The organism is bacterium, assembly GCA_008933615.1.
In the GTDB taxonomy this organism is placed as follows: Bacteria; CLD3; CLD3; order SB21; family SB21; genus SB21.
This window is the reverse complement of record WBUR01000012.1, coordinates 1-21,314: the sequence shown is the minus strand read 5'-3', so window position 1 is coordinate 21,314 and position 21,314 is coordinate 1. Positions and strand designations below refer to the sequence as shown.

Below are 21,314 nucleotides of genomic sequence, written 5' to 3'. Positions count from 1 at the left end.
ATGAATAATGACTAATGATAAATATGGGATAGAATACTGTATTCCTTTGCAGGATAAACTTATGTCTTCACCAATTTCATTTATTCTCGACGGCAAGATCGTTGAAATAGATTTTGAGCGAGACAAACATCTCCGTCCTACCACGACGGTTCTTAACTACCTCCGCAGTTTACCCGATCATAAAGGCACCAAAGAAGGCTGCGCGGAAGGCGATTGCGGTGCGTGCACGGTCGTGGTTGCGGAGCCGGACGAAAACGGTAAAATGATGTATACGCCTATAGACTCCTGCCTTGTTTTTCTGCCCATGATTCACGGAAAATGGCTGATCACTGTTGAAGACTTAAGCGAAACGCAATGCGGCCTGCATCCAGTTCAGGAATCGATGGTGCAGAAATTCGGCGCCCAATGCGGTTACTGCACGCCGGGAATTATCATGGCCATGTTCGCGCTGTATAAAAATGATTTTCATCCTACGCGTGAGGCGATCGATGATGCGCTTACCGGAAATCTCTGCCGATGCACGGGTTATCGCCCGATCGTGGAAGCGACTGCGGAGGCCTGTGTTCACAACGGCTTGGATCGGTTCACTGATGAAGAAGAATCCGTTCTTGATCAACTTAAGAAAATCAATTCCGAATCACTTGACATTCAAACATCCCGGCAAAAATATTTTAGGCCAACAACATTATCCGAAGCGATGCTGTTGAAAGTAGAGCACCCTAAAGCCATTTTTATTACCGGCGCAACCGATATCGCACTTCGCGTAACTAAGAAGCACGAACTTCTCGAGGAGGTCATCGATTTATCTGCGATTTCCGATCTGAAAGATATTATAGAGGACGATGAAAAAATGATCGTAGGCGCCGGAGTTCCGCTGAATCGGGTTTTGGCAAAAGTAAAAAATGTTTTTCCGGCTTTGCACAATATGTTATCCGTTTTCGGCTCGCCACAAATTCGCAACCTTGCTACTTTCGGAGGCAATCTTGGTTCCGCCTCACCCATTGGCGACACGTTACCTGTATTGATGGCTTATAATGCCAAGGTCATTCTGGAGAGTATTCATGGCAAACGAAAAGTTGATCTCGATATATATGTAAAAGGTTATCGTAAGACGGTGCGGATGACAGAAGAGATCATTACTGCAGTGAAAATCCCGAAGTTAAAAAACGGTACGATAGTCAAATCGTATAAGATTTCTAAACGGAAAGATCTCGATATTTCCACTGTGAGCGGCGCTTTCCGGCTGGAATTGAGTGCTAACCGAGAAGTGCAAAATATCAAATTAGTTTATGGCGGCATGGCTGAAAAAACGCAGAGGGCGGGGAAAACAGAAAAATTCCTGACAGGCAGGATATGGAATCGGGAAAATGCAGAAGCTGCGATGAATTTAATTGACCTGGAATTTCGTCCGATATCCGATGCGCGAGCGGGAGAGGAGTTTCGCAGAGTCGCAGCGAGAAATCTGTTGTTGAAGTTTTGGAGCGATACACAGTGAATAGTGAGAAGTGAATAATGGCTCAAAGTAAAGTTTATGAAAAAGCGTTTCAGTTTTCGATTCGAATTGTCAATCTTTATAAATTTCTAATATCGAAGAAGAAGGAATTTGTTCTTTCAAAACAAATACTTAAAAGCGGGACATCCATCGGAGCTAATCTTTCTGAAGCAAACGGCGCTATTTCGAAAGCTGAATTCTCCGCAAAGGTATCTATTGCATTCAAGGAAGCGAAAGAAACCGAATACTGGCTTCAACTCTTGTTTGAAACAGAATACATTGATAAAACATCATTTGACTCCATCAATAGAGATTGTCAGGAAATTTGCAAGATGCTATTCTCTATTTTGAAAACAACGAATCGAGTAAGAACAAAATAGCCACAACTCACTATTAACTTGTATTATGAATTCACAGATCGTTCACGATAGCGCCATTAAACACGTCACCGGAGAATCGGTGTATGTGGATGATATACTTGCGGATGAACGTTTGCTGATAGGTCGCGTCGTATACAGTTCGTATGCCCATGCAAGAATAAAATCATTTGATCTCACCGATGCAAAAAAAATTCCGGGCGTGTATGCCGTTTTATGCCACAAAGATATTCCCGGGCAAAATCAAATGGGGCCGGTAGTTCATGATGAACTATGCCTTGCTGTTGATGAAGTAACTTTTATCGGCCAGGCGATTTTTTTGATAGCCGGCGAGACGGAAGAAATATGCTTTGAAGCGGAAAAATTGATCAAAATAGAATATGAGCCGCTTGAAGCGATACTGGATATAGAACAGGCAATGGCTGCAAAAAGTCTTCTTGGCCCGCCGCGGAAAATTGAACGTGGAGAAGTTGAAAAAGGATTAAAGGAATCGCAACATGTGATCAGCGGGGAATTACGAACCGGAGCGCAGGAACATTGGTACCTTGAAACGCAGTCCTGCTTGTGCATTCCGGGCGAAGAGAAAGAAATGACGGTGTTTAGTTCCACACAGCATCCTTCCGAAACGCAGGCGATCATTGCGGAAGTGCTGGGCATTCCTAAAAATGAAGTGGAAGTGGAAGTTCGGCGAATGGGCGGGGCATTCGGCGGAAAAGAAACGCAGGGAAATCACACTGCCGCGTGGACCGCGCTCCTTTGTTATGCGACACAACGGCCGGTCAAAATAAAGTTGTTCAGAGACGACGATCAAAAAATCACAGGCAAACGGCATCGGTTCTTAATCCGATATGAAGCCGGATTTGATTCTGATGGGAAAATTCAAGCAGTGAAAGTTGAGCTGAATTCCGACGGCGGCGCGGCAACCGACCTTTCATTTGCGATCCTCGAACGCGCCATGCTGCATGCGGATAATGCGTATTACATTCCACATATGCAGGTGATCGGACGTGCGTGGAAAACCAATTTGCCTTCCAATACGGCTTTCCGCGGATTCGGCGGCCCGCAGGGTATGGCCGGAATGGAAACGATCGTCGACCGCATCGCCCGTTATCTTAAAAAAGATCCGGCGGATATTCGGAAGCTTAATTTCTACGGACTCCAGAAGCACAACGTCACGCATTACGGCGAAGAAGTTGAAAAAAATAATCTGTTCCTGATCTATGACCAGTTAATCAAAACGTCGGATTATGAAAAGCGGCGAAAAGCGGCGGATGAATTTAATTCGAAAAACGAATTTTATAAAAAAGGACTGACGATCACGCCGGTAAAATTTGGAATATCATTCACCACTTCATTTTTAAATCAGGCCGGCGCTTTGGTCAATATTTACAAAGACGGAACCATTCTTGTGAATCACGGCGGTACAGAAATGGGGCAAGGCTTGCATACGAAAATTCAACAAATTGCTGCGAAAGAATTTGGCGTTCCAGCCGACACTGTGAAAGTAAGTCCTACCAACACATCCAAAGTACCCAATGCGCCGGCAACGGCCGCGTCTGCAGGAACTGACCTCAACGGTATGGCCGTTAAAAACGCGATTGATCAATTGAAGTATCGTCTCGCAAAAGTTGCGGCAGATCATTTTAACGAACAAGCGCTCGAAGTAAAAACCGTTCCTGAGGACATTGTTTTTGAAGAGAATTCAGTTTCCGATATGCGGCATGTTAAAAGAAAAATTGTTTTTGGTGAACTCATGCCCATAGCCGTTATGAAACAAATCAGCTTGAGCGCGACAGGATATTACCGAACGCCGAATGTCTGGTTTGACCGCGAAAAAGGACAAGGACGGCCATTCCATTATTATGCTTTCGGTATGTGCGTCACAGAAGTTTTGGTGGATACGCTTACCGGGGCGCATCAAATTCTGAGAGCGGATATTCTGCACGATGTCGGCGATTCGATCAATGAGGGAATTGATATCGGACAAGTTGAAGGCGGGTATATTCAAGGCGTCGGCTGGTGCACGACGGAAGAAATTAAATGGGATTCCAAAGGTAATCTGCTGACGCACTCGCCGGATACCTACAAGATTCCGAATGTACAGGATATTCCAAAAGATTTTCGCGTCGCGCTTTTAAAAAATGTTCCAAATCAAAATACGATCCATTCCAGTAAAGCGGTTGCGGAGCCGCCTTTCATGTTAGGTTTGTCATGCTGGTTAGCCATTAAAGATGCGGTTTCAGCAGTTGGCGATCACAAAATAGAACCGGAATTTTCTTTGCCCGCAACGAATGAAGTGATATTGCTAGCCGCTGAAAAAATTAGAAAAAGCAAAGTTTAACGTTCAGAAATGACTCAGTAATTAATTCAATACAACCCCCTAACCCGTTTTTGAAAGCGGGAATAAACACATGAAACAGAAACAGATTCTCATTGGCATTGCAGGCGGAACCGCTTCCGGCAAAACGTCCGTATCGACGGAAATTCTCAACGCGTTCGGTGGACAAAATCAGGTCGTCATTATAGCGCAGGATTCCTACTATAAAGACCTTGCGCATATTCCGTTCGAAAAACGCCTCAATTTTAATTTTGATCATCCTGATGCGTTCGACAACGATCTTTTGATCGAGCAGTTGAAGATGGCTGTGAATCGGCAGTCCGTTGAAATCCCGACCTACGATCACAAAACCCACTCGCGACGGCAAGAAACGCTATTGATCGAGCCGCATAAGGTGATCTTATTGGAGGGTATACTTATTCTTGAAAATCAAAAATTACGCGATCTCATGGATATTAAAGTTTATATCGACACCGATGCCGATGTGCGTCTTATTCGCAGACTGAAACGCGATATTAAAGAGCGGGCTCGGACATTGGATTCGGTTTTAGAACAGTATGAACGATTTGTCATGCCGATGCACTTGCAATTTGTCGAACCGTCGAAGCGTTATGCCGATATCATCATTCCGCACGGTGTGGAGAACAAAGTTGGCGTAGATATTCTCATGACAAAGATCAAAGCGCTTCTGGACGCGCATCATGAAACGTAATACGGACGCCTCTCACACGAAATCTCAATGAAATTTATCGCGTTGAACTAATCCAGGAATATTCTTACATTTTCTAATGAATAAAGATCATTTGGATTCCAAAGAAAGTAAATTTACCGCGCCTCCGTTTGTGACTGGGCAAAGATGTCTCAAATGCGGATCGGCATCCAAGTATGGGAACGTTCAAACCTGCCCGCAGTGCGGGATTGACGGAATCCTCGATATACAATACGATTACGATTCAATTAAAAAATATTTTACGCCGGCCGTTATTCAGTCGCGAAAACTTGATCATTGGCGCTATAAAGAACTGCTTCCTATTCCGGCCCAGATTCCATTACCGCATTTGTATGTAGGCTGGACGCCGGTGTATGATGCCCCGCGACTTGCTTCGCATCTTGGAATAAAAAAATTATTGGTGAAAGACGATGGACGAAACCCGACCAGTTCGTTTAAAGATCGCGCCAGTTCGGTCGGCGTGTTAAAAGCAATCGAATTTGGATTCGATACCATCGCCTGCGCATCCACGGGCAATGCCGCGTCGTCGCTTGCCGGGCTTTCTGCCGCGGTCGGCTTGAAAAGTTTTATCTTTGTTCCGCAGCGCGCGCCTGAACCGAAAGTGACCCAGCTTCTTATTTTTGGAGCAACGGTTTTAAAAGTTGAAGGGTCGTATGAAAACGCGTTCGATCTTTGCCGTGCAGGATGTGAGAAGTTTGGCTGGTATAATCGAAACAGCGGAACGAATCCATTTTTAGTTGAAGGGAAGAAAACCGCAGGATTAGAAATAGCCGAACAATGCATTGATGATCTGCCGGATTGGGTGGTAGTTTCGGTTGGTGATGGATGTACCATCGGAGGAATCGGTAAAGGACTGCAGGAGATGAAACGTCTTGGATTTATCGACCGCGTTCCGCGTCTCTTGGGGGTTCAGGCAGAAGGTGCGCGGGCGATCGTAGATGCATTTATATCCGGCAACGATCTTGTTCCTACTGAAACCAATACGATTGCGGACAGTATAGCCGTGGGAACTCCGCGCAACTGGCGCAGAGCCATTCAGCAGATCAAACTGTCGCGCGGGGATATGATCACCGTTTCCGATGATGAGATTCTTGAAGCAATGAAATCTACAGCTCGACTCGGAGGAGTTTTTGGCGAACCGGCCGGCGTCACCTCCACAGCCGGATTAAAGCGTGCGTTGGAAAAGAAAATTATAAAACCGAATGAAACTGCATTAGTTATGGTAACCGGAAACGGGCTCAAAGATATTCAATCTGCAAAACAAGCGGCCGGGGAGCCGATTACGCTGCGACCAACGATCGAGGCGCTGACGACGGTTCTTTCATCACGTGGAATAAAATAATTATGAATGCATCTCCCGCAGATTTCACAGATTTGCGCAGATATTTTCTCTGCGTATATTTGCAGCATCCGCGGGAAAATTAAGTGAGTTGAGTTGTGACAAAAACACTTTTAAAAAACACTACGGCGGTTACCTTTTTTCCGGGTTCTATAGAAATGATCGACCTGCGAATCGATAACGGTTTGATTTTAGAAAAAGGAAAAAATCTCTTGCCGCATCCGGGCGAAGATGTTATTGACCTGCGTGGAAAGATCGTCTTACCGGGAATGGTAAATGCCCACACGCACTTGTATTCTTCACTTTCCCGCGGTATGCCGATGCCGAAGACGCCTCCTAAGAATTTTCTAGAGGTCTTAAAAAAAATCTGGTGGAAATTGGACCGTGCGCTGGATGAAGAAACGATCTATTACAGCGCGCTGGTTGGCGCGATTGAGGCAGTTCAGTGCGGAACAACCGCCATGATCGATCACCACGCGTCGCCGAATGCGATCAAGGGTTCGTTGGACATTATTAAAGAAGCGATGGCGAAGGTTGGACTGCGCGGCGTGTTATGCTATGAAGTAACTGACCGCGGCGGCAAGAAACAGCGTGACGAAGGCATTTCGGAGAACGAAAATTTTATAAATGCAAACGGCAAAAATTCACATTTCCGCGGACTTGTCGGCGCACACGCTTCATTTACGCTGAATGATGAATCGCTGTCGCTTTGCGCCGAACTAGCGGAGACGTACAAAACAGGCGTTCACATTCACGTTGCGGAAGATCTGTGCGACGTGGCCGACGCAAAAAAGAAATACGGATGCAGTATCATTGACAGGCTTTCCCGAAAGAATATGATTACAAAAAAATCTATTCTTGCCCACTGCATTCATCTTTCACAAAAGGATTATACTAAGCTCAATAAGTCTCAAGCTTGGCTTGCGAACAATCCTCGTTCGAATATGAATAATAAAGTAGGCGTTGCGCCGATTCACCAATTTAAGAACCGAGGAATGATCGGGACGGACGGTTTTCCTTCGGATATGCTCGAAGAAGCGAAAATCGCGTTTTTCAAACGTCAAGATTCACTACAAAAACAGCCGATTGATTTAGCCCAACTTATTTCCGGCGGACAGCGCTGTATTTCGGAGATTTTCGGTTCGCCGTTTGGAACTCTGGCTAAGAATTCCAATGCCGACCTTATTGTATCGGATTACGTAGCGCCGACGCCTATGTCGCAGGAAAACATCTTCGGGCATTATTTATTCGGAATGCGTTCGGCAAACATCGAGTCCGTAATGGTTGGAGGGAAATGGGTTATGAAAAACCGTACGATCCCGGGCATCGATCTCGAAAGCATCTATTCAACGGCCGCTCAAAAATCAAAAAAAATGTGGATCAAAATGATGGAGACGGTCCCATGAAAGACCGTAGAGAGGATAACACCTAATGGCAGAACTCGTACCCATTCCATTCAATACGCTTTTGCGGAGAATGTATTACGAATACACGAAGGCCCAAACGATCTTCGATCTGCCGTTGCGGAAATTTTACTCTCCGACGGCCGATGAAAATCTCGCGGTAACATCGTGCGGAAATCCAGCCGCCAATCCCGTCGGCCCCGCCGCCGGGCCCCACACTCAACTCACTCAGAATATCGCTCTTGCATGGTTGGCCGGTTCAAGAATTATCGAATTAAAAACCGTTCAGATCAAAGACCAACTTGACATCACGCGCCCGTGCATCGATATGGCGACGATCGGCTACAATACGGAATGGTCGCAGGAATTGCGCCTTGATGAATCTGCGAGAGAATATGTCAAGGCGGTCATGATGGTCGATATTTTAAAACACTGGTTATTCTTAGAAGCGCCGGATTCGAAATACCGTTCATCGCAATTTAATACCATCTTCGATGTGAGCGTCGGCTACGACCTAGCCGGAATCCAGTCACCTCAGATTCGTTCTTGGCTTAACGGAATGAAAGATGCGTCAGTTCTTATTGAGGAATTTCGAAATGAAATTCCGGATGAGTTCAAGCAATACCGCGACCTGCCATTCCGGAAAAAGATATCGGACAGCATCACATTGTCAACGTTTCACGGAACGCCGGCCGATGAGATCGAGCGTATCTGTGAATTTCTGCTCGGCGACATGGGATTTCACGTCGTTATCAAGATGAACCCTCCGATGCTCGGCCAGGCCCGCCTTGAACATTTACTGCATGAAAAACTCGGTTACACGAATGTTTCCGTGAATCCAAAAGCGTATGAACTGAATATCCAATTCAAAGATGCCGTTGCCGTAGTGAAACGGCTGCAGAATATCGGTAAGAAAAACGGAAAAACTGTGGGTGTGAAATTCGGCAATACGCTGGAAGTCCTGAATCAGGGAAAATTCCTGAAGGACAAAGTTCAGTATCTTTCGGGCCAGCCGCTCCACGTCCTGCATCTTTCGCTGGTCAATGACTGGCGAAAAGAATTTGGCGCCGATTTCCCGATCTCCTTTTCAGCCGGAGTTGACGCGAATAATTTTGCGGATTGCGTATCGATAGGACTTGTTCCGGTAACGGCCTGCACGGATCTGCTGCGGCCTGGAGGATACGGAAGATTGCCGAATTATTTGACGAATCTTGAGAAAGCAATGAAATCACTTGGCGCGAAGTCCGTTGACGAATTCATAGTTTTGACAGCAAAACAATCCGGCTGTACGGAAATCACCAGGCCATCTTCCGTTCTTCACAACACAGGGCTGTTATTGGAAAAAAGTATATCGAATCCACGGTATCATTTTTCTGCAAATCATAAATTACCAAAAAAGATCGGCAGCAGTTTACATTTATTTGATTGCATCAGTTGTGATAAATGTATTCCGGTCTGTCCGAACGACGCCAATTTTTATTTTGAGATCGAACCGATTGAAGTTGACTATAATCATATCGAAATTAGTGCGCAAGGCTGGAAGAAGATCGCCGGCGGATCGTTCGCGATAAAAGAAAAGCACCAGATCGGAAATTATGCGGATGCGTGCAATGAATGCGGCAATTGCGACGTGTTTTGCCCTGAAGACGGCGGCCCTTATATTGAAAAGCCTAGATTTTTCGGTTCCTTGGAAGCCTACAAAAAATGGCCTACGTACAGCGGTTTTGTTTTGCAATCCGACAAAACAAAAGTAATTCTTTTCGGACGGTTTAAAGATCAGGAATTTGAATTACATCGTGACCGCAATAGCCGCCAAACGATTTTTAGGAATCATTCGGCGCTGGTGAGTCTGGATTATGAAACGAACGACGTGCTCGACGCCTCTGGTTCGGTCAATTCGGTCATCGATTTGAGATACTATTTTGTGATGAAAACGTTATTGATTGGAATGTTGAATACAGACCGTGTTCATTTTGTGAATGCAGGATAGTGAGTTAAGAAATAAAATTCATCGCTCGCAGATTCACGCAGAAATTGTATCTGCGAACATTTATGTTAACTGTGGGAAAAATCATTTTACAGGAATAGATCCAAATTATGAATGCTATGAAATTTACATTAAACGAAAAAGAATTTGAAGCAACGCTCGACGACGGCATTTCCTTGATGGATGTCTTGCGCGAACAGGCGGGTTTGATTTCGCCTAAGAACGGCTGTGCGCCGCAAGGATCTTGCGGCTGCTGTACGGTGATCGTGGACGGCAAAGCGGTATCTTCATGCGCGGTTCCGGCGAAAAATGTTCAGGGGAAGAGCGTTCTTACCTTGGAAGGATTTACTGAACAGGAGCGGGACATTTTTGCCAAGGCGTTCACGCTTTCTGCCGGATCACAATGCGGTTTTTGTACTCCCGGAATTGTTGTGCGGGCGAAAAGCCTTATTCAGAAAAATCCAACGCCCTCGCGCGAAGAGATCGCCGTTGCGCTGAATAATCATATTTGCCGATGCACGGGATTTGTGAAGATAGTTGATGCGATCGACCTTGCGGCAAAAGCATTAAATGGACAGCCGTTACCTGAAGCGGATTACTCCGGGAAAATCGGATCAAGTCTTCCGCGCATGGACGTCGAGAAGTTTGCCTTGGGCGAGCGGCCGTATATTGACGATATGACGATGCCCGGAATGCAGTATGCCGCATTCCTTTTTTCACCTCACCCGCGGATCAAAGTTGAAAAAATCGACACTTCGGCGGCAGAGCGCCTTGCCGGAGTTGCGCGTATAGTAACAGCAAAGGATGTAACCGGAGTGCGCAAGCAGGGAACCATTTACAAAGATTGGCCGTTATTTATTGCCGAAGGAGAGATTACGCATTGCATCGGCGATATTCTCGCCGCGGTTGTTGCGAGCAACGAGCGAACGGCGCGCAAAGGCGTTGAACAGATAAAGCTTAAGTATGAAATGTTACCGGGTATTTTTGATCCCGAAGAAGCGTTAAAACACGGCGCGGTGCAGGTTCATGCAGATCACGCAAATCTATTATCTGACTCGGTCATAAGACGCGGCGATGTAGATTCTGCATTGAAGGCATCTGCTTTCGTGGAAACGAAAACTTTTGAAACGCAGATGATCGAGCACGCCTTTCTTGAGCCGGAAAGTTCCATTGCGTATCTCAAAGATGGGATTGTAGAAGCGCTCAGCCAGGGGCAGGGCGTATTTGATGATAGAAAACAAATTGCATCATTTCTAAATTTACCGGAAGAAAAAGTAAATGTCACGCTGATCACCAACGGCGGCGCTTTCGGCGGAAAAGAAGATATCAGTATCCAGGGACAAGTTGCGCTGATGGCCATACTGACGAAAACGCCGGTGAAAGCTACGTTGACGCGCGAAGAAAGCATTCGGCTTCATCCCAAGCGCCATCCGATCAAAATGACTTACACCGTTGGATGCGATGCCGATGGCAAGTTAACGGCCGTTCGTGCGCGGATGATCGGCGATAAAGGCGCATACGCGTCCGTTGGGACCAAAGTTTTGGAGCGGGCTGCGGGGCATGCATGCGGCCCTTACAATATTTTACATTCGGATGTCGAAGCGCTGGCGGTGTACACGAATAATCTACCGTGCGGCGCTATGCGTGGATTCGGCGCCAACCAGGCTTCCTTTGCCATGGAAGGAATGATGGATATTCTCGCGGAAAAGGTCGGTATCGACGGGTGGGAGATGCGCTGGCGCAATGTGGTCGATGTCGGCGACACTTTTTGTACGGGTCAGGTATTTGAACGCGCAGTCGGCATTAAGAAAACGTTGCTGGCCGTGAAAGATATTTATTATTCATCTAAATACGCCGGCATCGGATGCGGGATCAAAAATGTCGGCATTGGCAACGGCATGGCGGAATATGGCCAGGCGGTAGTTACGGTTCATCCCGATGAAACCATTACGATCAACACCGGGTTTACAGAAATGGGACAGGGATTCTGTACGGTAATGATTCAGTTTTTCAGCGAAGTAACGGGGATCGACCCGAGAAAAGTTCGCGTGAATATCGATACCACGGAACCGACGCCTTGCGGCATGACGACGGCTTCGCGCGCAACGGTACTCGGTGGGCGCGCGGTGATAAAGGCCGGACAGGAAATGAAAAAAGATTTAGATGCCGGTAAAACGATTTCGCAATTGGCCGGAAAAAAATATTTCGGAGAAGTTGTGATCGACTATACGACCGCCCTGGAAGATAAAACGAAAAAACCGATCACGCATATGTCGTTCGGCTTCGCGACGCAGGTGTGTATTCTGGATGAGCAGGGTAAACTGAAAAAATTCGTTGCAGCGCATGATGTGGGTAAAGTCATAAACAAGAAACTCATTGAGGGACAACTGGAAGGCTCCATTCACATGGGACTGGGTTATGCGCTGACGGAAGAATTAAAACTAAAAGACGGAGTGCCGGAATCATTCAAATTCCGTTCCCTCGGAATATTGCGGGCGAAGGACATGCCTGAAACGGAAATAATTCTTATTGAAGAACATGAATCCGAAGGGCCGTTTGGCGCTAAAGGAGTCGGTGAAATCGGGCTGGTTCCCACTGCCGGAGCGGTCGCCGGAGCTTTATATAAATTCGACGGCATCCGCCGATACAAACTACCGATGAGAGATTCACCGGCGGCGAAGGCAATAGTCAAATAATATTTGTTTCCGCGGATTTTGCAGATTGGTGCAGAAGGTTGTTTGTGTATAGTTGAGCGTTATCTGACACTTGACTTTGCAAGTAATTTAGAAATTTGAGATAGACTACTAAACAAGACACCGCTCCCGCGCCATCGGGCAAGCAACACGAAGCTGGCTTGGTTCGCACAAGGTTATAAAATTTGAATACAAACGATTTTTAGAAATGAAAATACATTATGTTTCCATTTGCCCACAGAATTTTATCTGCGCAGATCAGCGTGATCTGCGGGAGAGATTAGGTTTAATAAACAAGGAAGGATAAGATGCAAAAAGAATTTCAGACGTTATTCGACACACTGTCCGGTTATAAAACCAATATGTTCAGTAAAGATTTTCTTTTGACGTGGGAAAGGTCGGAAGAGGAATTAAAAGCCGTTCTTACGGTCGCGCAATTATTGAAGGACATGCATAAAGCCGGGAAGTCGCTGCGAGTATTCGATACCGGGCTTGCTATTTCCATTTTTCGCGATAATTCGACTCGCACGCGTTTCAGTTACGCCTCGGCTGCCAATGCGCTGGGACTGGGACTGTCCGAACTGGATGAAGAAAAATCCCAGATCGCTCACGGTGAAACCGTTCGTGAAACGGCGAATATGATCTCATTTCTTGCGGAAGTGATCGGAATTCGTGACGACATGTTTCTCGGCGAAGGAAATAAATATATGCGGGAATTTGGAGATGCTGTCCAGGAAGGATTTGACCATGGGATTCTTCATCAGCGCCCGAGTGTTATCAATCTGCAGTGCGATATCGATCATCCGACGCAGGCGCTGGCCGACCTGATGCAGTTAAAGAATACCTTCGGTTCGCTTGAAAATCTGCGGGGAAAGAAGATTGCCATGACGTGGGCGTATTCACCGAGTTACGGGAAACCGCTGTCCGTTCCACAGGGAATTATCGGGCTAATGTCGCGCTTCGGCATGGACGTTTCACTTGCCTATCCGGAGGGATACGGCTTAATTCCCGACGTGATCGAACAGGCGAAGAAACAATCGGCAAAGTCCGCCGGAAAGTTTGAGATTGTCAACACGATGGAGGATGCGTTCAAAGATGCGGACATTGTATATCCTAAATCATGGGCGCCGTTCAATGTCATGCAGCGAAGGACCGTTCTGCTGAATAACAACGACAAGTCCGGGCTGAAGGAACTTGAAAAAGAATGCCTGGCGAATAATGCCAAATTCAAGAGCTGGGAATGCGACGAACCGAGAATGAAATTAACAAAAAAAGGCGAAGCGCTGTACATGCACTGCCTTCCTGCGGACATTTCCGGCGTCAGCTGCGACGAAGGCGAAGTGTCAAAAGATGTGTTTGAAAAATACCGTCTTACGACGTATGCTGAAGCGGGTTATAAGCCGTTCGTCATTGCGGCGATGATGTTTTTGACACGCATGCAAAATCCGGTTGAGAAAATGAAACAATTACTGGAAAACAACATCAAGAGAAGGTAATCATAGTCAGTGAATTTTAGTCAAGCAGTAAATGTCATTCTGCAGGAATCTTTTTTGAATAAAGTGAGAGATTCAATTTAAAAGGATTCTTACAGAATGACAGTGTTGTTTATCGCTCAGGTGTTTTATAAATGGGTTTCTGGCTAATGTAGGTGTCAGTAATGCCTTAAATTCAAAAAGATTCTTACAAGAATGACAGTATTTTTTTTCATTCCGGTTGTTGGCAAACATGTTTTGTAAAAATGGTTCCTGGTTACTATATCTGTCCTCAAAAAAATAAAATGGAGAAATAATGTCGAAGATAATTAAGAAAATAAATCACGCGATTGCAAAGAAAACGGCGGCTCGGTGCAAGAAACACGGCATCACCATTCCGACGTTTGCCCAAATGCGAAATCCTGATCTGATTCCTGATGCTGTCAAGAAACAACTTCCATCCATAGGACTATGGGACATCAATCCGCTGAATCTTTACCGCATTACTTGGAAAAATGATATCAAGAGCGGCGGTTTTGGAGGAGTAAACTATTTTGAAATTCCCAAAGCGATAACTGGCGTGAATGCACGGATCATCGGAATTATTGGAAAATATTTTCCGACCGGCGCGCACAAAGTCGGCGCTGCGTTCGGCTGTCTGGTTCCGCGGTTGGTGAGCGGGGAATTTGATCCTGACGTACACAAGGCGGTTTGGCCGTCAACAGGAAATTACTGCCGCGGCGGCGCATTCGATTGCAGGCTCCTGGATTGTACGCCGATCGCTATTCTTCCCGAAGGCATGTCGAAGGAACGATTTACGTGGCTGAAAGGGATTGGCGCCGAGGTGATTGCGACACCCGGAACGGAGTCGAACGTGAAGGAAATTTACGACAAATGCTGGGAATTGAGGGAAGACCCGCTGAATATCATTTTTAATCAGTTTGATGAATTCGGCAATCCGATCTGGCATTATAATGTTACCGGCCCCGCGCTGCAAGAAGCATTTCAGGCGCTCGGCGTGAAGAACGGCAGAGCCTCCGCTTATATTTCGGCAACGGGTTCCGCCGGAACGATCGGCGCCGGAGATTATCTCAAAAAAATTCATCCTAATCTCAAGATCGTTGCGAGTGAAGCACTGCAATGCCCGACCCTGTTGATGAACGGATTTGGTGAACATCGTATTGAAGGAATCGGCGATAAGCATATTCCGTGGGTGCACAACGTTCGGAATACGGATACCGTTTCGGCCATTGACGATGAAGATTGTATGCGCGTATTTCGGTTGTTCAATGAACCTGAAGGACAAAAATATTTGAAATCAGCGGGAGTTACTAACGATGAATTGGAAAATCTAAAATTGATGGGCATTTCCAGCGTTTCGAATATGCTTTCAGCGATAAAGACCGCAAAACATTTTGAATTCAATTCTAATGATGTGATCCTGACCATTTTCACCGACGGCGCGGATATGTACCATTCCCGTATTGATGAATTGAAACAGGAGCGGGGAGCTTACACTTCCGTGGAAGCTGCAAAAGACCACGCCGCTCCTTTGATGCATCAGGGTATCGATTACTACAAAGAACTTTCTTATTACGACAAAAAAACCATTCATAATCTGAAGTATTTTACCTGGATCGAACAGCAAGGCAAATCGTCGGAAGAATTGCGCGATCAATGGGAACCGGAATATTGGCGCGAGTTGTTTGAAGATGAAGTTGCTCAGTTTGATAAATTGATTACCGAGTTTAATGCGATGATGTAATCGCCACAGATTCACGATGAATCATTTTTATAATTTGTGAACCTGTGGCAATTTAATTTTAATTCAGGTGCGATGACTACAAAACAAGAAGGACTTAATGCATGCTAAAGAAAATCTATGAAGAAGCGAAAAAGAATGAACGCGCAGTTGCGGGGTTTCTCCGGGATCTGATCGCGATCAAATCGATGAGTTCACAAGAAGCCAATGTAATCGCCCGCATTAAGACGGAAATGGAAAAATGCCGCTACGATGAAATAACGATCGATCCGATGGGAAATATTATCGGGCGCATCGGGCACGGAAAACATATTATTGCACTCGACGCGCATGTTGATACCGTGGACGTGGGTAATCCGGAAAACTGGAAAGTGGATCCGTTCAAGGGCGACGAAAAAGACGGTATCATATACGGCCGCGGAGCATGCGACATGAAAGGCGCGCTCGCATCGATTGTTTACGGCGGGAAAATCATAAAAGATTTGGGTCTTGAAGACGATTATACGCTGTATGTCGTCGGCAGCGTGCAGGAAGAAGACTGCGACGGGCTTTGCTGGCAATACATTATCAAGGAGGGCAAAATTCGTCCCGAGATCGTCGTGATCACAGAACCGACCAATCTGGCCGTGTATCGCGGTCATCGCGGACGAATGGAAATTGAAGTTCGCACCAAGGGCGTATCGTGCCACGGTTCCGCACCGGAACGAGGCGTGAATGCTGTTTATAAAATGGCGCCGATCGTGTTGGATATTGAAAAACTGAACGAACGCCTCGGAGGAGAACCGTTTCTCGGAAAAGGTACGGTGACGATCGCGGAGTTCCGTTCTACCTCGCCGTCGCTTTGCGCGGTTGCAGATTCTGCTGCCATTCATTTGGATCGCAGGTTGGCTGCAACGGATACGCTGGAATCTGCCGTGAAGGAAATTCAGGATCTTCCAAGCGTAAAAGCGGCAGAGGCAGAAGTTGTCGTGCTCGATTATGCTGTTCCAAGTTGGAAAGGCCTAACCTATCCTACCAAAAAATATTATCCGACATGGCTTCTTCCTGAAGAGCATCCGGCGCTCAAGACGGGCGTCAAAACGTTTGAAGGATTGTTCGGTGAAAAACCGCAAGTAAGCCGCTGGGTATTCAGCACCAACGGCGTTGCGGTGATGGGAATGCACGGTATTCCGTGTATCGGATTCGGGCCTGGAAATGAAATCTATGCGCACATGGCGACGGAACATATTCCGGTGGAACATCTTGTGAAAGCGTCGGCGTGGTATGCGGCATTTCCAAAGATGTATCTGAAAGAAGTCAAAGGATAATTATTTGTGGGTAACCGCCTAGCATATTTTAATGAATAACACTAAACAAAAAACAAAAAATCTCTAACAAAAGATTACTTCGGACAATTTGTTTACAACATTTATCACTTTCGGTTCTCTGCATCACATTTTCACTTTACCATTATTAATTTCTTGTTATGTGTTTTTCATTTTTTCTATGTTCGCGGTGAGCCATTGCATTCATTATAATTTTTTTTCGATTGTATGAACACACCCATATTAATAGCCATCGGCGGTAATTCACTTATCCGCCACGGCCAGAGCGGATTGATCGGCGAGCAAATAGAAAATGCGAGAACGACCTGTCGCTATCTCGCGGCTCTCATCAAACAAGGACACTCGTTGATCATCACGCACGGAAACGGGCCGCAGGTCGGCGCGCAGCTTATCCGTTCGGAATTGGCCTCTTCTCAAGTCTATCCGCTGCCGCTTGATTGCTGTGACGCTTCAACCCAAGGTGAGATCGGGTATATTTTACAAAACGCATTGCGAACCGAAATGAATACGTTGGGGGTGGCGCATTCTATCGTTACGATTCTTACTCAGGTCGTTGTATCAAAAGACGATCCTGCATTTCAGTTTCCGACAAAACCCATCGGCCCGTTTCTTTCCCAAAAAACCGCCGAAATGCGGAAACAGGAACTAGGCTGGCACATTGTGGATGATGCCGCCAGAGGATATCGTCGAGTGGTTCCTTCGCCAAAACCGATTGAAATTGTCGAACTCGATTCCATCAAACATTGCGTAAATGACGGGATGATCGTTATTGCGGTCGGCGGCGGCGGCATACCCGTTATACAGGAACAGGGAAATTTCAGCGGCATAGAAGCAGTGATCGACAAAGACAGGGCATCTGCATTGCTTGCAGGAAAACTGGAATTGAAAAGATTTATTATCTCAACCGATACCGATCGCGTATATTTAAATTTTAAGCAGCCTGATCAGATTGCCTTGGACAGAATAACGCTTGCAGAGGCAAAACAATATTTGGAAAGCGGGCAATTTCCTCCGGGAAGCATGGGTCCGAAAATGGAAGCGGCTGTGGACTTTCTTTCCCGTGGCGGCGAGGAAGTGATTATTACAAAACCCGAATTTCTGGGTGACGCCGTGAATGGAAAAGCAGGCACGCATATTTATCGTACTTGACAATAAGAAGAGGTCGGCAATGAAACTGAGGCACATCATAGAATCACAACAATTCACTCTGCCCATGCTGGTGGAATTGTTCGATCGCGCGCGCGACATGGAAAAGATTCTCCGGCGCGGAGGCACGCGCGATTATGAAAATAAAATCATGGCGTCGCTGTTCTATGAATCGGGTTTACTCACACGATTATCCTTTGAATCCGCCATGGCGCGGCTTGGCGGCAAAGTGATTTCTACGGAACGCGCTTCTCAATTTTTTTCGTCAACGCCATCGGATTCGCTGGAAGATACCGTCCGCGTGATTGACGACTTTTGCGACGTGATCGTTCTGCGGCATAATCAAAATGGCGGGGCGAAACGAGCAGCCGAAGTTTCAAGCGCTCCTGTCATTAACGCTGGAGACGGAAAAGGAGGGCAACACCCGACGCAAGGCCTATTGGATCTTTACACGATTCATAAGGAAACGAATAAACTGGACGGATTGAAAGTTGCCATGGTTGGAAACCTTGCCGATGGCCGAACTGCGCGTTCTCTGTCCTATCTGCTCGGAAAATATGAAAGGGTGAAACTCTATTTTATTGCGCCGAAACCGATGCAGATGAAAGAAGATATTCTATCTCATCTGGAAGAAAACCATGTTTGGTTTACGTTGGGAGAAGATCTGCGAGCCGTTCTTCCGGAAGTGGATGTTGTTTATGTAAACAGAATAGAACGTGACCGGTTTCCGGGCACCGATGAAGAATATTCAAAGATCGTTAAGCGATATTTTATTGACGGGGGTTCGCTTAAATTAATGCAGCCCCAAGCCATTATCATGCATCCCTTGCCGCGTGAAAATGAAATTGCTCCCGAAGTTGACAATGACCCGCGAGCCGCCTATTTTCGTCAGACGCAGAATGGAATTATTATTCGCATGGCATTGCTTGCGTGGGTGATGGAATAAGTTGAATGTCAATGCGGATCATGTAAGGTATAATTTATGAGTCGTATAGCGGCACAGTTAGCCATAGCGGACACCAATCTTCACCGTTCTCTTTCATCGGAAACGGAACAGCAGGTTTTGGTTTCATTAAAATCGGTCAATGAAAAATTTATGCAAACCTATCCCGGTGATAAGACTGAAAGACAGCCGGTTCACACGTTTTACGGCGGCGCGCATTTATTCAAGTCGGATACGATACCTAAACTTGGCAAACTAGCGTTAATTGCCATACATACTCATGCCGCCAACTTTGCCGAATTTGCAAGAGCAGTAGGTCTGCCGGATAACAAGAAGTTACCGGCTTCAAAAAAGCAGGCGGAGGTACTTAGAAAAAAATTAAAGAAGGAAGGATCTTTACCTGAAAGCAAAAATAAAAACGCGTGGATTGCCAATACCGTTTACAATCGAATCATCGAGAAATTGACTCATCAACCGATAGAAGACTACCGCGTTGACTTTGAGGACGGATTTGGATATCGCACCGACGCGGAAGAAGATCATGAGGCTATGCGCACAGCCCATGAGACGGCAAGCGCGATGGAACAAAATCTTTTACCGCCTTTTTTTGGAATTCGAATCAAATCATTTTCAGAAGAATCAAAAAAACGGGCGATTCGCACGCTCGATATTTTTCTGACCACTCTTTTCGAAAAAAGCGGCGGCCGCTTACCTGAAAATTTTGTTGTGACGCTCCCCAAGGTTGTATCGTCTGAACAAATAAAATCTCTAGTTCGGTTGTTGAGAGCATTTGAACAACTGCATCGCCTGCCTGACGGAAAATTGAAATTGGAATTCATGATCGAATCGCCGCAGGTCATTATCGGATCAAACGGTCAATCGCCATTAACCGATATAGTCACCGCAGGTGAAGGCCGATGTGTATCGGCGCATTTCGGGCCGTACGATTATACCACCGGATTAAATATTTCATCTCGTTTTCAAACGCTTGATCACCCGGCATGCGATTTTGCGCGCCAAGCCATGCAGGTTGCTCTAGCCGGAACAGGTGTGCGGCTTTCGGATGGGGCTATCCATCAGATTCCCGTAGGGCCGCATCGCGCAAGCGGCAAAGTATTATCAGTTCGACAAATGAAAGAAAACAGAGAAGCCGTGCATGGCGTCTGGAAAAATTATTTTGTTCAGGTACAACGGTCTTTATCGCAAGGATTTTATCAAAGCTGGGATCTTCATCCGGGACATCTGCCCGTTCGATACGCGGCAGTGTATAATTTCTATTTAGAAGGACTGGAAGCCGCGTCGTTGCGGATGAAATCGTCCATCGAAAAGGGCAATCAGGCTTCTTTAAGCGGGCAAATGTTCGATGATGCGGCGAGCGGGCAGGGTTTATTGAATTTTTTTTACCGAGGGATTCAATGCGGCGCATTTACGGAAAAAGAGATTCAGCACTCGGGACTCAATGCAGAAGATCTTCGAGCAGGTTCATTTACAGCCATGATCGCGAGCAGAAAAAATAAACCGTAGAAATATGACCGCATTTCATGAAAAAGACATTGAAAGGATTTTGTCGGCGCTGAAGTTTTCCGCCGAGAAACATCGCAATCAGCGGCGAAAAGACGCCGAGGCTTCGCCGTACATCAATCACCCCATTCAGGTAGCAGAACTTCTTTGGAATGTAGGCGAAGTTCGGGATATAGTGGTTATCTTGGGTGCATTGCTGCACGATACGATCGAAGACACCGAGACCTCGCCCGATGAGATAAAAAAACTTTTTGGCAATGATGTGCTTGACCTGGTGCTCGAGGTGACGGATGATAAACGGTTGTCTAAGAAGGAAAGAAAAAGACTACAGATCGAGCGCGCGCCGCTAAAGAGTATACGGGCTAAGCAACTCAAAATATGCGACAAAATATGCAATGTGCGCGACGTGACGAATTCGCCTCCGAAAGATTGGCCGTTTGAACGGCGATGGGAATATCTTGACTGGACTGAAAATGTTATCAATGGCGTTCGCGGAGCCAACAAAAAACTGGAGTCGCTTTATGACGAGGCGCTGGCCGAAGGACGTAAAAAACTGAAGCTGGAACAGAACAGGCAACGTTTATGATGGCATTTTTTTCAAATCACAAATTTATCGCACGTTTATTAATGGCCATGTTTTTTTGTCCGTCGATTTTATTTTCTCAGAAACTCTCCCTAAAAGTATATACCACCGCCGATGGATTGCCTCCTTTTGCGGCCGAGCGGATCATGCAGGACCGTCTGGGGAATCTCTGGATCACAACGGGCGGCGGGGTGGTCATGTAT

16 protein-coding genes are annotated in these 21,314 nt (G+C 46.2%); all 16 read left to right on the top strand.

Translation table 11 applies throughout. The annotated features are described in order from the left end of the window. Window positions 1–7 precede the first annotated feature (7 nt). Window positions 8–1,495 (top strand): xanthine dehydrogenase small subunit, encoded by a 1,488-nt coding sequence (xdhA, locus tag F9K33_06030; GenBank protein ID KAB2880203.1) that lies wholly within the window; start codon window positions 8–10, stop codon window positions 1,493–1,495. A gap of 17 nt (window positions 1,496–1,512) precedes the next feature. After that, window positions 1,513–1,872 carry a four helix bundle protein gene (locus tag F9K33_06025; protein ID KAB2880202.1) on the top strand — a complete coding sequence of 120 codons (360 nt, stop codon included), beginning with the start codon at window positions 1,513–1,515 and terminating at the stop codon, window positions 1,870–1,872. Window positions 1,873–1,897: 25 nt separating this feature from the next. Beyond that, window positions 1,898–4,210: a xanthine dehydrogenase molybdopterin binding subunit gene (gene xdhB / locus F9K33_06020; GenBank protein KAB2880201.1), complete on the top strand. Its 2,313-nt coding sequence runs from the start codon at window positions 1,898–1,900 to the stop codon at window positions 4,208–4,210. A gap of 70 nt (window positions 4,211–4,280) precedes the next feature. Beyond that, window positions 4,281–4,919 carry a uridine kinase gene (locus F9K33_06015; protein ID KAB2880200.1) on the top strand — a complete coding sequence of 213 codons (639 nt, stop codon included), beginning with the start codon at window positions 4,281–4,283 and terminating at the stop codon, window positions 4,917–4,919. Window positions 4,920–4,995: 76 nt separating this feature from the next. Then, entirely contained in the window at window positions 4,996–6,279 is a 1,284-nt protein-coding gene (gene thrC / locus F9K33_06010; protein ID KAB2880199.1) for a threonine synthase, read from the top strand. Window positions 6,280–6,374: 95 nt separating this feature from the next. Beyond that, complete coding sequence (ssnA, locus tag F9K33_06005; protein KAB2880198.1) at window positions 6,375–7,682, top strand: putative aminohydrolase SsnA; 1,308 nt, start codon at window positions 6,375–6,377, stop codon at window positions 7,680–7,682. A 25-nt stretch (window positions 7,683–7,707) separates the two neighbouring features. Beyond that, window positions 7,708–9,669 (top strand): glutamate synthase, encoded by a 1,962-nt coding sequence (locus tag F9K33_06000; protein KAB2880197.1) that lies wholly within the window; start codon window positions 7,708–7,710, stop codon window positions 9,667–9,669. 107 nt (window positions 9,670–9,776) lie between these two features. After that, the gene (gene xdh, locus F9K33_05995; protein KAB2880196.1) at window positions 9,777–12,362 is read left to right on the top strand and encodes a selenium-dependent xanthine dehydrogenase; all 2,586 of its coding nucleotides are present in this window, start codon (window positions 9,777–9,779) and stop codon (window positions 12,360–12,362) included. 305 nt (window positions 12,363–12,667) lie between these two features. Continuing rightward, the gene (gene ygeW, locus F9K33_05990; GenBank protein KAB2880195.1) at window positions 12,668–13,855 is read left to right on the top strand and encodes a knotted carbamoyltransferase YgeW; all 1,188 of its coding nucleotides are present in this window, start codon (window positions 12,668–12,670) and stop codon (window positions 13,853–13,855) included. Window positions 13,856–14,147: 292 nt separating this feature from the next. Continuing rightward, complete coding sequence (locus F9K33_05985; GenBank protein KAB2880194.1) at window positions 14,148–15,596, top strand: pyridoxal-phosphate dependent enzyme; 1,449 nt, start codon at window positions 14,148–14,150, stop codon at window positions 15,594–15,596. A gap of 101 nt (window positions 15,597–15,697) precedes the next feature. Continuing rightward, on the top strand, window positions 15,698–16,900 hold the full coding sequence (locus tag F9K33_05980) for a YgeY family selenium metabolism-linked hydrolase (protein ID KAB2880193.1): 1,203 nt from the start codon (window positions 15,698–15,700) through the stop codon (window positions 16,898–16,900). 225 nt (window positions 16,901–17,125) lie between these two features. After that, the gene (gene arcC, locus F9K33_05975; protein ID KAB2880192.1) at window positions 17,126–18,067 is read left to right on the top strand and encodes a carbamate kinase; all 942 of its coding nucleotides are present in this window, start codon (window positions 17,126–17,128) and stop codon (window positions 18,065–18,067) included. Then, a complete protein-coding gene (pyrB, locus tag F9K33_05970; protein ID KAB2880191.1) occupies window positions 18,033–19,010 on the top strand; it encodes an aspartate carbamoyltransferase in 978 nt (325 codons plus the stop codon). The genes arcC and pyrB overlap by 35 nt, the downstream gene beginning before the upstream one ends. 36 nt (window positions 19,011–19,046) lie before the next feature. Continuing rightward, a complete protein-coding gene (locus tag F9K33_05965; GenBank protein ID KAB2880190.1) occupies window positions 19,047–20,531 on the top strand; it encodes a phosphoenolpyruvate kinase in 1,485 nt (494 codons plus the stop codon). 28 nt (window positions 20,532–20,559) lie between these two features. Next, the gene (locus F9K33_05960) at window positions 20,560–21,114 is read left to right on the top strand and encodes a bifunctional (p)ppGpp synthetase/guanosine-3',5'-bis(diphosphate) 3'-pyrophosphohydrolase (protein KAB2880254.1); all 555 of its coding nucleotides are present in this window, start codon (window positions 20,560–20,562) and stop codon (window positions 21,112–21,114) included. Beyond that, window positions 21,111–21,314 (top strand): hypothetical protein (locus tag F9K33_05955; protein ID KAB2880189.1); only part of this gene is annotated, 204 nt, incomplete at its 3' end. The genes F9K33_05960 and F9K33_05955, both read left to right, overlap by 4 nt.

Excerpts from the sequence above, each read along its gene's own strand:
- xdhA (KAB2880203.1), top strand. The coding sequence starts at position 8 with ATGACTAATGATAAATATGGGATAGAATACTGTATTCCTTTGCAGGAT.
- F9K33_06025 (KAB2880202.1), top strand. The coding sequence starts at position 1,513 with ATGGCTCAAAGTAAAGTTTATGAAAAAGCGTTTCAGTTTTCGATTCGA.
- xdhB (KAB2880201.1), top strand. The coding sequence starts at position 1,898 with ATGAATTCACAGATCGTTCACGATAGCGCCATTAAACACGTCACCGGA.
- F9K33_06015 (KAB2880200.1), top strand. The coding sequence starts at position 4,281 with ATGAAACAGAAACAGATTCTCATTGGCATTGCAGGCGGAACCGCTTCC.
- thrC (KAB2880199.1), top strand. The coding sequence starts at position 4,996 with ATGAATAAAGATCATTTGGATTCCAAAGAAAGTAAATTTACCGCGCCT.
- F9K33_06000 (KAB2880197.1), top strand. The coding sequence starts at position 7,708 with ATGGCAGAACTCGTACCCATTCCATTCAATACGCTTTTGCGGAGAATG.
- xdh (KAB2880196.1), top strand. The coding sequence starts at position 9,777 with ATGAATGCTATGAAATTTACATTAAACGAAAAAGAATTTGAAGCAACG.
- ygeW (KAB2880195.1), top strand. The coding sequence starts at position 12,668 with ATGCAAAAAGAATTTCAGACGTTATTCGACACACTGTCCGGTTATAAA.
- F9K33_05985 (KAB2880194.1), top strand. The coding sequence starts at position 14,148 with ATGTCGAAGATAATTAAGAAAATAAATCACGCGATTGCAAAGAAAACG.
- F9K33_05980 (KAB2880193.1), top strand. The coding sequence starts at position 15,698 with ATGCTAAAGAAAATCTATGAAGAAGCGAAAAAGAATGAACGCGCAGTT.
- arcC (KAB2880192.1), top strand. The coding sequence starts at position 17,126 with ATGAACACACCCATATTAATAGCCATCGGCGGTAATTCACTTATCCGC.
- pyrB (KAB2880191.1), top strand. The coding sequence starts at position 18,033 with ATGGAAAAGCAGGCACGCATATTTATCGTACTTGACAATAAGAAGAGG.
- F9K33_05965 (KAB2880190.1), top strand. The coding sequence starts at position 19,047 with ATGAGTCGTATAGCGGCACAGTTAGCCATAGCGGACACCAATCTTCAC.